The organism is Micromonospora pisi (assembly GCF_003633685.1).
GTDB lineage: Bacteria > Actinomycetota > Actinomycetes > Mycobacteriales > Micromonosporaceae > Micromonospora_G > Micromonospora_G pisi.
Genome location: NZ_RBKT01000001.1, coordinates 3,665,304 through 3,678,093, shown reverse-complemented (window position 1 = coordinate 3,678,093; position 12,790 = coordinate 3,665,304). Strand labels below are relative to the sequence as shown.

Genomic DNA, 12,790 nt, shown 5'->3' with positions numbered 1-12,790 from the left:
AGGCGGGCCGATCCCCGCAACGAAACCGATCTTGTGAATGGAGTGGCTGGTGAGGCCGTGTCGCGACGCTTCAAGATCGCGATTTGTGCACGTCTTCACAAGCGCCTACTCTGTTACTCCGACGAGCCCTGCTAGCACAGCCGGTCACAGCGGTCGCAAGCGGGAGCCCTGGAATGACCCGCCGCTCCGGCTGGTCGAGGATCGCACCGCACGGAGTCACATGAGTCAGCACCGCCCCGCAGGCGCGTCCGGGCGCGCCGGTGCCGTTCCGGCGCTTCCGGATCTCCCTGAGGCGACGGTCGCCCGGCTCCCCGAGTACCTGCGCGCACTGCACAATCTTGCCGAGGCTGGCGACGATACCGTCTCCAGCGAGGGCCTGGCCGCCGCGGCCGGGGTCAACTCGGCCAAGCTCCGCAAGGACCTCTCCCACCTGGGCTCGTACGGCACCCGCGGGGTCGGCTACGACGTCGCCCTGCTGATCCACCAGATCGAGTACGTCCTCGGGCTCACCCATCGTCGCGCGGTCGCGCTGGTCGGAGTGGGTAACCTCGGGCACGCGCTGGCCGGTTACGCCGGCTTCGCCAGTCGGGGTTTCCGGATCGCCGCCCTCTTCGACGCCGACCCGACCCGGGTGGGCGAGGAGATCAACGGGCTGACCGTCCGGCACATCGACGACCTGCTGCAGACGGCCGCCGAGGAGCGGATCGCGATCGGCGTGATCGCCACTCCCGCCTCGGCCGCCCAACGCGTCACCGATCTGCTGGTGGCGGCCGGGGTGACCAGCATCCTGAACTTCGCGCCCTGCGTACTCGCCGTGCCGGAGGGGGTGGACGTACGCAAGGTCGACCTTGCCATCGAGTTGCAGATCCTCTCCTTCCATGAGCACCGCAAGGCGTCCCTGACCGCGCTCCCCGGTGGCCGGGACGAGGCCGATCCGGACCTCGCCGCCACCGGCACCGAGGACACCGCCGCCCCAGCGCCGGTCGAGCCCGCCCCGCCGGGCCGAACCCGCCCGACCCGTACGGAGGTGGTCGGCTCGTGAACCTGCTCGTTGTCGGCGCGTCCCACCGCACCGCCCCGGTTGCCATGCTGGAGCGCCTCTCGGTCTCCACGGCCGATCTGCCACGCATTCTCGACCGGCTGCTCGCCCAGGAGTATGTCGGCGAGGCGGTAGTCGTCTCGACCTGTAACCGGGTCGAGGTCTACGCGGCGGTGTCCGGCTTCCACGGTGGTCTCGGCGACATCTGCGCGGTCCTCGGCGACGAGGCCGGATGTCCTGCCGCGGACCTGGCCAACCACCTCTACGTGCACTATGACGAAGCCGCGGTCGAGCACGTGTTCCGGGTCGCCACCGGGCTGGACTCGATGGTCGTCGGCGAGGCGCAGATCCTGGGCCAGCTCCGGGACGCGTACCACGTGGCGACCGAGGCGGACGCCACCGGACGCCAGTTGCACGAGTTGATGCAGCAGGCGCTGCGGGTCGGTAAGCGGGCTCACGCCGAGACCGGTATCGACCAGGCGGGGCAGAGCGTGGTCACGGCTGGGCTGGAGATCGCGGCGAGCCGCTTCGACGGTTCGCTGGCCGGCCGGCAGGCGCTGGTGATCGGCGCGGGGGCGATGGGTGCGCTCGCGGTGGCGACGCTGAGCCGGACCGGGGTCGGTCCGGTGGCGGTGACCAACCGTGGCGCGGACCGGGCGACAAGGCTGGCCGAGGCGTACGGCGCCACCGCCGTGCCCTTCAATGATCTTACCGTAGCCCTGTCCACTGTGGACATCGTAGTCACCGCCACAGCGGCCATCGAGCCGGTGCTCACCCGCGAGACGGTCGCCGCCGCCCTGGCCCGCCGGGCCACCAGCCGACCGGACACCCCACTGGTCCTGCTCGACCTCGCCGTCCCCCGGGACGTCGACGCCGAGGTCGCCGAGCTGCCCGGCGTACTCGTGATCGACATCGACCGGCTCGCCGCCGAACTCGCGGACGGACCCGCCGCCACCGACGCCGCCGCGGTCGCCGAGATCGTCAGCAGCGAGGTCGCGAGCTTCCTCACCTGGCTGCGCGGCGCCGACGTGCTCCCGACCGTGGCCGCCCTGCGGGCACGGGCCGACGAGGTGGTCACCGCCGAGCTGCGCCGACTCGCCCAGCGCCGCCCCGACCTCACCGACGACCAGCGGGCCGACGTGGCGCACACCGTGCACCGGGTCGTGCAACGACTGCTGCACTCGCCGACGGTACGGGTCCGCCAGCTCGCCGCCGAGCCCGGCGGCGACCAGTACACCGCGCTGCTGCGCGAACTCTTCGACCTGGAAGTGCCCAGCACCTCGCAGGTCGACACCGTCCCCGACATCGCTCCGCGCGTGTCGCATCCCGCTCCAGGAGGTGAGCGATGACCGCACTACGCCTGGGCACCCGGGGCAGCGCCCTGGCACTGGCCCAGTCCGGCCAGATCGCCGACGCGGTAAGGGCCGCGACCGGCCGAGAGGTCGAACTGGTCGAGGTGGTCACCGCTGGCGACCGGTCGACCGCCCCGGTGCACCGGCTCGGTGTCGGCGTCTTCGTCTCCGCGCTGCGGGACGCGCTCACCGCCCGGGAGATCGACTTCGCGGTCCACTCGTACAAGGACCTGCCGACCGCGGGAGCGAGCGGGCTGCACATCGCCGCCGTCCCCGAGCGTGAGGATCCACGCGACGCGCTGATCGCCCGCGACGGCCGTACCCTGGCCGAGCTGCCCGCCGGCTCGACCGTGGGCACCGGCGCGCTGCGCCGGATCGCCCAACTACACGCGCTCGGCCTGCAGTTGGCCGTCACCCCGATCCGCGGCAACGTCGACACCCGCGCGGCGCGGGTGCTCGGCCCGAACGCGGATCTCGACGCGGTGGTGCTCGCCCGGGCCGGTCTGGCCCGGCTCGGTCGCACCGCCGAGATCACCGAGACGCTCGATCCGATGCTGATGTTGCCGGCACCCGCCCAGGGTGCCCTCGCGGTCGAATGTCGGGCCGACGACCCGGATCTGATCGAGCTTCTCGCCGTACTGGACCACGCGCCGACCCGAGCCGCGATCACCGCGGAACGGGCGTTGCTGGCAACCCTGGAGGCCGGCTGTAGCGCACCGGTCGCCGCATTCGCGGAACTCGCCGAGGGCGACGACGGCGATGAGATCTACCTGCGCGGGGCGGTGATCAGTCCGGACGGGTCCCGTGACCTCCGGCTGTCCCGCACCGGTACGCCCGCCGAGGCGGCGGAGATCGGTAAGGCACTCGCCGCCGAACTCCTCGAACTCGGCGCCGACTCGATCCTCGGAACGCCTACGCACCCCGGCGCGAGGACCCAGCATTTTGGAGCACAGCCATGATCCGCACCCGTAAGCCCGCAGGCCACATCTCGTTCGTCGGGGCCGGCCCCGGCGACCCCGGTCTGCTGACCCGCCGGGCGCACGACGCGCTGGTCGAGGCGGACCAGGTCATCTTCGACCGGGGAGTCCCCGAGTCGCTGCTCGACGCGCTGCGCGCCGAGGCCAAGGAGGACGCCCAGTTCAGCCCCGCCGAGGGCGCCCCGGGCGACGTCGCCAAGGTGTTGATCTCCGCTGCCCGTTCGGGCCTGTCGGCGGTACACCTGGTCTCCGGTGACCCGTTCGGTCACGAGTCGGTGGTCAAGGAGGTCCAGGCGGTCGTCCGTACCGCGGTGCACTTCGAGGTCGTGCCCGGTATCGGCCAGGCCGAGGGCGTGGCCAGCTACGCCGGGGTTCCGCTGCCCGGCGTACGCACGGCGGCCGACGTCGACGACGTCACCGCGTTGGACTTCGAGGCGCTCGCCGCCGCCGTGAACCGGGGCTCGCTCGCGCTCGCGGTGGACGCCGGCGACCTCGCGGCGGTCCGGGACGGGCTGCTCGCGGTCGGCGTCGACGGCACCACCCCGGTCGGGGTGACCGGCGACGGCACCGGCGAGACGCAGTACACCACCTCGTCGACCGTGGACAGCTTCGTCGCCGCCGCGCTCGGCTTCACCGGCCGGGTGGTCCTCACCCTCGGCGCCGGGGTCAGCCAGCGGGACAAGCTGAGCTGGTGGGAGAACCGCCCGCTGTACGGCTGGAAGGTGCTGGTCCCGCGGACCAAGGAGCAGGCCGGCGTGATGAGCGCCCGGCTGCGCGCGTACGGGGCCATCCCGTGCGAGGTGCCGACCATCGCGGTCGAGCCGCCGCGTACCCCCGCCCAGATGGAGCGGGCGGTGAAGGGCCTGGTCGACGGCAGGTACGCCTGGGTGATCTTCACCTCGGTCAACGCCGTACGCGCGGTCTGGGAGAAGTTCGCCGAGCACGGTCTGGACGCCCGCCACTTCGGTGGCGTCAAGATCGCCTGCATCGGTGAGGCGACCGCCGACGCGGTCCGTGACTTCGGCATCCAGCCCGAGCTGATCCCCGCCGGTGACCAGTCCTCGGAAGGGCTGCTCGCCGAGTTCTCCCCGCACGACGAGATCCTCGACCCGGTCGGCCGGGTGCTGCTGCCGCGCGCCGACATCGCGACCGAGACCCTCGCCGCCGGGCTGACCGAGCGGGGCTGGGAGGTCGACGACGTGACCGCGTACCGGACCGTCCGCGCGGCGCCGCCGCCGGCCGAGATCCGGGACGCGATCAAGTCCGGTGGCTTCGACGCGGTCCTCTTCACCTCCTCCTCGACCGTGCGCAACCTGGTCGGCATCGCCGGCAAGCCGCACCCGCGCACGGTGGTGGCGGTGATCGGACCGAAGACGGCCGAGACGGCGACCGAGTTCGGCCTCCGGGTGGACGCCCAGCCGGCCAACGCCTCCGTCCCCGACCTGGTGGAGGCGCTCGCCTCGTACGCCGTCGAGCTGCGGGAGAAGCTGGCCGCGATGCCGGCCAAGCAGCGTCGTGGCTCGAAGGTGCAGGGGCCGACCGCGCTGCGGTTCCGCTGACCGCGGCGGTCCCGCCGACCAACTGAAGAGATCCGGGCGGCAGTCGTAGCCTGGAATGGTTGACCCGTGACCCACGGGTCCTGGGGAGGAACCATGTCGTACCCCGACGTCCGGCCGCGCCGGCTGCGGCGTACACCGGCGATCCGGCGGCTGGTGACCGAGACCCGGGTGGCGCCGGCCGAGCTGGTGCTGCCGATGTTCGTCAAGGAAGGGCTGGCCGAGCCCCGGCCGATCGCCACCCTGCCGGGCGTGTTCCAGCACTCCCGGGACTCGCTGCGTAAGGCGGCGGTGGAGGCGGTGCAGGCCGGGGTCGGCGGCATCATGCTCTTCGGCGTGCCGGAGACCCGGGACGAGCGGGGCTCCGGCGGGACCGACCCGAACGGGATCCTGAACGTGGCGCTCCGGGACCTCGCCGCCGAACTCGGCGACAGCACGGTGCTGATGAGCGACCTCTGCCTCGACGAGTTCACCTCGCACGGGCACTGCGGCCTGCTCGCACCCGACGGCACCGTGGACAACGACGCGACGCTCGCCGCGTACGCCGAGATGGGCGTGGCCCAGGCCGCCGCCGGGGCGCACATGGTCGGGCCGTCCGGGATGATGGACGGCCAGGTCGGCGTGATCCGTAAGGCGCTCGACGCCGCCGGTTACACCGACACCTCGATCCTCGCGTACGCGGCGAAGTACGCGTCGGCGTTCTTCGGCCCGTTCCGGGACGCGGTCGAGTCGGCGCTCCAGGGCGACCGGAAGGCCTACCAGCAGGACCCGGCGAACCTGCGGGAGTCCCTGCGCGAGGTCGAGCTGGACATCGCCGAGGGTGCCGACCTGGTGATGGTGAAGCCGGCGTTGCCGTACCTGGACGTGCTCGCCGCGGTCCGTGCCACGGTCGACGTCCCGGTCGCCGCCTACCAGGTCTCCGGCGAGTACGCGATGGTCGAGGCCGCCGCGGCTAACGGCTGGCTGGACCGGGAGCGGGCGATCATGGAGACGATCACCTCGATCCGGCGGGCCGGCGCGCAGATCATCCTCACGTACTGGGCCGTCGAGGCCGCCACCATGCTGCGCGAGAGCTACTGATCCTCGCTGCCGCCGACCGGCGTCATCACGGGGTGGTGACGCCGGTCGCGTCGAGCCGGTGCACCAGTTCGGCCACGTTCACGCCGTACTCGCACCAGTCCCGCTCGGCCCGGAAACCCAGCTCGGCGTTGACCTTGAGCATCGGCTCGTTGGCCTGCGCGTTCCAGGTCTGCACCTCGGCCAGGTCGGGCTCGGCGGCCCGGAGTTCGAAGAGCATCCGCGCCTTCATGGCCCGGTCGATGCCGTAACCACGGTGGTCCTGGACCACGATCGTGTCGTACTGGTCGGCCCGGGTCGGGTGCTGGGCCGGCACGACCACCTCGGTCAGGCCGGCGACCTCGCCGGTCCGCTCGTGCACGGCGAGCACGATGTACGGCTTCATGCCCCGCCGGTGCAGGCAGCCCAGGCTGTCCCGCAGTCGCTGCGGGTCGTACGAACTCGGCCGGAGGTCAAGATCGCCGTCGTCGATGTCGCGGATCTCCGCCTTGGCGCGGGCGTACGCGTCGAGCATCTCGTCCGGCGGACCGCCGGGGTAGAACTCCAGCCGGTAGCCGGAACTGATGCCCCGCGCCATCTCCTCCAGGGTCACCCAGTCCACCGTGGCGAGGCGGAGCACGCTGCGGGTCTCCACGTACTCCCGGGCGAAGCCGAGCGCCTCGAAGAAATGGAGCGCCGGGGTGTCCCCGATGACCTCGACGCCGATCAGGGAGAAGCCCTCCTGGTACGTCCGTCGCGCGGCCTTGGCGAGCAGCTTCCGCCCCAGGCCACGCCGTCGTTCCTCCGGATGTACGAGCACGTCGATCACACCGATGTCGCCGAGCAGCAGTACGTGGATGTGTCCGATGATCCGGCCGGGCGTGCCGTCGGTCGGCTCTTCCTGGGCGATCCAGGAGATCCGCCGCTCGCCCGGCATCACCTCGGCGAGATACTCGCGAAGTGAGCTGTTCTGCCACTGAGGGTCAGCCGGAAGGTCCGCCGCGAAGGCCGCGTTGACAGTGTCCAGCAACGACTCGATCTCGGCGGACGACGCGGTCCTGGGATCCCACTCGCGCACCATCACCAGTACAGCTTGCCGCTAACCGCAGTCTGGCGAAAGTGGCCAATTCTTCAATGTACGTGGACCATTACGCTACGTCCAGACTACGCCCGGCTGTTGGCACCGTACTCGTTGGCCTTGTTGAACACGTCCTGAGCGTAAACCCGCACGTCGTTGTAGGAGAGGATCGCGTTCCACCAGTCCTCGGCGACGGACAGGTTCCGGTTGCCCTTGCACAGATAGTTACCGGCTGCGAGGGCTGCGTCATCGATGTCCTGAGGATTTTTCACGCCGTCGTTGTCGGCGTCGACGCCGCTTTCCTGCCACGTGGTGGGGATGAACTGCATGGGGCCGACGGCCCGGTCATAGGTGACGTCTCCGTCGAGGACGCCCCGGTCGGTGTCCATGATCCGCATTCGGTTCTCGGTTCCGTCCAGCGGAAGTCCGATGATTCCGGGCGTCGACGCGCCCTTGGCGTCGACCGTGTTCCTGTTCGCGGTGCCGTGTCCCGACTCGATGAAGCCGATCGCGGCCAATGTGGTCCAGCTCAGCTTGCAGGCCGGTGTGGTCTGCGCCAACACCAGTTCGGCGTAGCCGTACGCCTGCATCGCGAGCGGAGCCACCCCGGTCCGGGCCGAGGTCTGTGCCGCCCAGCCGGTGAGGACGTCCGCCGGCCGAGCGCTCGGCGGCAGCACGCCCCCCGGCAGGCCGGTCCCCGGCAGCGCGGTTCCGGGTAGGCCGCTCGTCGGCAGGCCGGCACCAGCGGTCGGCGCGGGACCGGACGGCTGGCCCGGCGCCGGTGCGCCCGGATCGGTCTGCGAACCGCTGGCGCCGCCCGCTCGCGAGGGTGGCGTGTGCGCGGTCGCCGGGATCAGCACCCCGCCGGCCAGCCCGGCGGCCGCGACCAGGGCCAGGATGAACAGAGCCGGCAGGACCAGCCGACCGCTGCCGCCCCTGGCCCAGCGTCCGACTGCCCGGGCGGTGGCGGCAGGCACCTGGCGGGCCGGTGGGACCCGGCGCAGGGCGTGCGCGAACGGAACCCGGGTTCGGCGAGGAGAGCCGACCCGGGTCGGCCCGTCCGACGCGGACGTGTCGGATGTGGTGGCTGCCGCGTCATCCGACGCCGCGTCGGTCTTCTCCGCGTCGGTCTTCTCCGCGCCCGTCGTCTTCACCTCGACGGGTGTGTCATCGGCCCGCTTCGCGCCTGTCTCGTCCGCGTCGACGCCTACCTGCCGCGCGTCGGTGGGTTTGTCGTCGGCGGCCTTCGGGTCGCCGGGTGCGTCGGACGCGGCCGGTCCGGGGGTGCGCTGCGTCGGGACGGCGGGTTTCGAGTCGACAGGTTTCGCGGCTCCCGGCTGCTGGGCGGCGGGTTTCGAGGCACCCGGTTCAGGCGCGGCTCCGGAACTGGCCAGCGGCCCGTCGAGCGCTGGTGCTGCCGATCGGAGCCGCCGAGCCGCCGTACTGTCCGCGCCGTCCACCACGCCGCCCTCTCGGTCCGCCACGCGTCGAGTATTACCCATCCGGGGAAAATCGTCAGGTGCGGTCGTACCCTGTTGCCATGCCCCGGTACGAGTTCCGCTGCCGCGCCTGCGGTGACACATTCGAGATCAATCGACCGATGGCCGAGGCCTCCGCGCCCGCGGCCTGCCCGCAGGGGCACGACGACACGGTGAAGTTGCTTTCCGCGGTGTCGGTAACCGGCCGAGGTGGATCCGTGGCCGGTGGTTCGGTCGGCGCCGGCCCGGCCGGCGGTGGTTGCTGCGGCGGTGGCTGCGGCTGCTGAGCCGGCCCCTCCCTCCGCTGGTAGAGGTCCGCTGCCGGATCTGCGATCATTAACCCGTCTGTCGTGATCGTCCAGAATGCTTGGGAAGCATGTGTTAAGTCGTTGTTCCATGGTCACGTAGCGGGTTAGCACCTTGGGGCCGTCTCGCCCCGTCCGTTCCTACGATGCGCTGTGACGTCGAAATGCGGCAGCATAAACGCGACTTCCAGGGGGCGGAGGTTCCACGCATGTCGGTACGGATCCACCTGCCGAGTGGGCTGGTGACTTTCATGTTCACCGACATCGAGGGGTCAACCCGGTTGGCCCAGATGCTCGGTTCGGGCTATCGCCCGGTGCTCAGCGAGCATCGACGGCTGCTTCGCTCCACGCTGGCCGCCAGCGACGGCACCGAGTTGTTCACCGAGGGAGACTCGTTCTTCATCGCCTTCGCCGACGCCGCCGCGGCGCTGGACGCCTGCCTGACCGCGCAGCGGGCGCTGGCCAGCCACGAGTGGCCGACCCCCGAAGCCGCCCCGAGGGTCCGGATGGGACTGCACACCGGCCACGCCGAGCCGCTCGCCGGTGAGTACGCCAGCGCCGAGGTGCACCGGGCCGCCCGGATCGCGGCGGCGGCACACGGTGGACAGGTCCTCTGCTCCGGCGCGACCGCCCGGCACGCGGCGCCGTTACCGCCCGGCGCCTCCCTGCTCGACCTCGGACTGCACCGGCTGCGCGGCTTCGACGACCGGGAACGCCTCTTCCAACTGGTCGCCCCCGGCCTGGAACGGCAGTTTCCCCGACCCCGTACCGCCGACGCCGTCCCGCACAACCTGCCCACCCAGGTCACCTCCTTCGTCGGCCGCAAGGTGGAGCGGGCCGAGCTCGACCGGCTGGTCAACGAGCACCGGCTGGTCACCGTGGTCGGGGCGGGTGGGGCCGGCAAGACCCGGCTCGCGGTCGAGGTCGCCGGGGCGGACGTGGAGACGTACCCGGACGGGATCTGGTTCGTCGACATCGCCGCGGTGACCGATCCGGGCCTGGTCGCCTTCGCGATCGCCGCGGTGCTCGGCCTACGTCCCGAACCGGGCCGGCCGATGGCCGAGACCCTGGTGGAATACGCCGCCTCGCGGCGGATGCTGATCCTGCTCGACACCTGTGACGCCCAGCCGGCCGCCTGCGCCGAGGTCATCGCCCGGCTGCTCACCGGCGGCAGCGGGGTACGCGTCCTGGCCACCAGTCGGGAATCGCTCGGCCTGCCGGGCGAGGTGGTGTGGCGGATCCCGCCGCTCTCGGTCGACCCGGGACCGAACGGTGGCCCCAGCGACGCGATCGCACTGCTGCTCGACCGTACCGTCGCCGCGCGCGGCGGCCGGCGCTCCAGTCCGGCCGAGGCGGCCGATCTCGAACGGGTGGTGGCCCGGTTGGACGGGTTGCCGCTGGCGATCGAACTCGCCGCGGCCCGCCTCCGGGTCCTCTCGGCCAGCCAGCTCGCCGGGCGGCTCGACGACGTGCTCGGCGCGCTCGACGCCGGGCGGGACGAGCCGGAACAGCCGGCCCCGTCGACGCCCCGTTGGATCGCCAACCAACACGACACCGTCGACCTCGCCGCCGCCGCGTTGGGCGTGGCGCCGGTCGCCGCCGCCCGAGCCGCCCAGCGGTCGGCGACCCAGCGGCACGTCACCATGCAGGCGACCGTCACGTGGTCGTACCGGACACTCGGGCCCCGGGCCGCGCGACTGCTGCGCTGGCTGGCGGTCTTCTCCAGCCCGGTCGACCTGGCCACTGTGGAATGGCTGCTCGACGACGACCCGCTCGACCCGCTCTCCGTACTCGCGGACAAGTCGATGATCCAGGTGGAGCCGAACATCTCCGGCAGCACCTATCGGATGCTCGACCCGATCCGGGCGTACGCGGCCCGACGCCTGGTCGACGCGGGCGAGGAGCAGAGCGCCCGGGACCGGCACGTGGCCTGGTCCCTGCACGCGTTGGAACGCGCCTACCTCGGCCCGGACGACCGGCCGGTCACCCTGTCGCTCTACCCCCTCGATCCGCTCGCCGACGAGATGCGCGCCGCGCTGCGCTGGACCGCCACCGGCGGGAGCGCCCGGCAGGGTCTGCAACTCGCCAGCGGACTCGACCAGTGGTGGCGCGAGCGAGGGCTGGCCCGGGAGGGGAGGCTCTGGCTGTTCCGGCTCTACGGGCGGATCGCCGAGACCGGCGAGCGGATACCCGAGGCGGAGCTGGCGGCGGCGTACCACATGCATTCGCTGCACGCCGGGGCCGACGGTGAGTTCGCCGAGGAGTTGAGGTTCTCGCAGCGGGCCGAGTCGGCCGCACGGCAGGCTGGCGACGCCGGTCTACAGGCCCGGGTGCTCGCCGGTCGGGCCGCGCCGCTGATCGACATGGGACAGCTGGCCGAGGCCGAGCGGGTCTGCCGCGAGGTGATCGCCTGGGCGCACCAGAACGACGTCTCGGGCGACGCGCTCTTCGCGGTCTACAGCCTGGCCGAGCTGCTCTGGCGCCGATGCGCCCTGGACGAGGCGGCCGAACTGCTCGGTGCCGCCCGTCCGGTGGAGGCGGCTCGTCCGGTCGAGCGGGCCCGCCGGTCGGTCGACATGCTGCTCGGCATGGTCGCGCTCTCCCGTGGTGACCTGGTCGCCGCACACGACCACCTGGTGGTGGCGCTCCGGTCCCGGATGGCGCACGGATTCCACGGCCGGGCCTGCGACACGATCAACGCGATCGCGGTGCGGTGCGCCTGGGGTGGCGACCCGGTCACGGCAGCCCGGCTCTTCGGGGCGGCCCAGGCGACCCGGTCCGCGATGCGCAGCACCGCCGGCATGTTCGGTCCGTACTGGTTGGAGGAGCAGGCCGGGCTCCGGGGCGTGTTGGGAGACGCGGCGTTCGACGCGGCCTACGCGGAGGGGGCCGAGTTGACGCTGGAGGAGGCGGCGGCGGTGGCGCTCGCGGTCGACCACCCGGACCTGGCGGCCGGTTCGATCCGGTTCTCGGGGGTGGAGCCGCCGGCCCAGCGGTCGAGGTCGGGGCGGGAGTCGATCCACGCGGAGTCGCCACGCGAGATTCTCGACCACTACGAGCATCCGGGTTCGTAGCCCGGCACATGTGCCCCGCCCGGTGGCGCGCGATGGTGTCCGTCGGGGGCGCCCTGCCCAGGGGCACCGTCCCGCCCGCGGGGGTCGGCGGGACGGCACCGCTGGTCTGACCGGTCGGGTCAGTGGATGAGGCCGGCGGCCCGTTCGGCGTCGGACTTCATCTTCGCCGCCCGGTCCAGGTCCGCCTGGCTGACGGCGACCTTGCCGAAGGCGCGTACGGCCTGGTAGTACGTCCAGGCCAGGCTGGTGCAGGCCGGTCGGACGACCGAGTTGTACGTGGCGCAGACCCGCTTCAGGTCCTCGTAGAAGGCGCTGTCCAGGCGGGACTTGTTCGCCGGGAACTGGCCCACCGCCTTGAAGTTGCGGTAGCCGAAGTCGTGCCGGTAGCAGGAGAGCTGGAAGCTGAACCCGAGGGGGTTGTCCGGGCTCGACGAGCAGTAGTCGGTCGACCAGTCGAAGTTGTAGTCGGCCCAGGGAGCCCTGTTGATGCGGGCCGAGTTCCAGCTGTCGTAGCTGCCGGCACTGGTCTGGGTCCAACTGGTCAGCACGGAGAGCTTTTCGGCGGGCGTCACCGCGGCTGCGGGCGAGGCGACGCCGAGCACGCCGAGCAGCGCGAACGCGGCTGCGGCGAGCAGGGTGGTCATCCGACGGGGCATGGGGGATACCTCCGAGACGAGTGATGCCCCTGGTGGGGGCATCGGAGAACGGGGGCTTGTTACCGGTGGGTTACCGGAATGAGCACAGTCTCGGGTAATCGCGGGACGTCGATCTCTACCTGGCGTGAATATTTAACGACATGCGCCGAAACAGGCGAATGTGCATGGGCAGGAGCTGTGCCCAACGGGGGCGTATCCATCCGTGCCGAGCGCGCCGTA

10 protein-coding genes are annotated in these 12,790 nt (G+C 71.8%); 7 read left to right on the top strand and 3 right to left on the bottom strand.

The genetic code is table 11. The features are described 5' to 3' along the window. Positions 1-220 precede the first annotated feature (220 nt). From BDK92_RS15375 to hemB, 5 genes are all read left to right on the top strand, one after another. Positions 221-1,042, top strand: a complete 822-nt coding sequence (locus BDK92_RS15375; RefSeq protein WP_121157342.1) for a redox-sensing transcriptional repressor Rex — start codon at positions 221-223, stop codon at positions 1,040-1,042. Then, on the top strand, positions 1,039-2,388 hold the full coding sequence (locus BDK92_RS15370) for a glutamyl-tRNA reductase (RefSeq protein WP_121157341.1): 1,350 nt from the start codon (positions 1,039-1,041) through the stop codon (positions 2,386-2,388). The genes BDK92_RS15375 and BDK92_RS15370 overlap by 4 nt, the downstream gene beginning before the upstream one ends. After that, a complete protein-coding gene (gene hemC, locus BDK92_RS15365; RefSeq protein WP_121157340.1) occupies positions 2,385-3,350 on the top strand; it encodes a hydroxymethylbilane synthase in 966 nt (321 codons plus the stop codon). The genes BDK92_RS15370 and hemC overlap by 4 nt, the downstream gene beginning before the upstream one ends. Next, the gene (locus BDK92_RS15360; protein WP_121157339.1) at positions 3,347-4,927 is read left to right on the top strand and encodes a bifunctional uroporphyrinogen-III C-methyltransferase/uroporphyrinogen-III synthase; all 1,581 of its coding nucleotides are present in this window, start codon (positions 3,347-3,349) and stop codon (positions 4,925-4,927) included. Before hemC ends, BDK92_RS15360 begins: the two co-directional genes overlap by 4 nt. A gap of 93 nt (positions 4,928-5,020) precedes the next feature. After that, positions 5,021-6,004 (top strand): porphobilinogen synthase, encoded by a 984-nt coding sequence (gene hemB, locus BDK92_RS15355; RefSeq protein WP_121157338.1) that lies wholly within the window; start codon positions 5,021-5,023, stop codon positions 6,002-6,004. A gap of 25 nt (positions 6,005-6,029) precedes the next feature. Here the strand turns inward: hemB and BDK92_RS15350 are convergent, their stop codons facing one another. Both BDK92_RS15350 and BDK92_RS15345 read right to left on the bottom strand, forming a co-directional pair. Beyond that, positions 6,030-7,061: a GNAT family N-acetyltransferase gene (locus BDK92_RS15350; protein WP_121157337.1), complete on the bottom strand. Its 1,032-nt coding sequence runs from the start codon at positions 7,059-7,061 to the stop codon at positions 6,030-6,032. A gap of 83 nt (positions 7,062-7,144) precedes the next feature. Further along, entirely contained in the window at positions 7,145-8,542 is a 1,398-nt protein-coding gene (locus BDK92_RS15345) for a lytic transglycosylase domain-containing protein (RefSeq protein WP_425462234.1), read from the bottom strand. 56 nt (positions 8,543-8,598) lie between these two features. Between BDK92_RS15345 and BDK92_RS15340 the strand changes: the two genes are divergently transcribed. Beyond that, a complete protein-coding gene (locus BDK92_RS15340; protein ID WP_121157335.1) occupies positions 8,599-8,823 on the top strand; it encodes an FmdB family zinc ribbon protein in 225 nt (74 codons plus the stop codon). A gap of 227 nt (positions 8,824-9,050) precedes the next feature. Then, entirely contained in the window at positions 9,051-11,915 is a 2,865-nt protein-coding gene (locus BDK92_RS15335) for a winged helix-turn-helix domain-containing protein (protein WP_121157334.1), read from the top strand. A 119-nt stretch (positions 11,916-12,034) separates the two neighbouring features. On the opposite strand, the gene BDK92_RS15330 is transcribed toward BDK92_RS15335, so the two are convergent. Further along, positions 12,035-12,571 carry a phospholipase gene (locus BDK92_RS15330; RefSeq protein ID WP_121157333.1) on the bottom strand — a complete coding sequence of 179 codons (537 nt, stop codon included), beginning with the start codon at positions 12,569-12,571 and terminating at the stop codon, positions 12,035-12,037. Positions 12,572-12,790 lie beyond the last annotated feature (219 nt).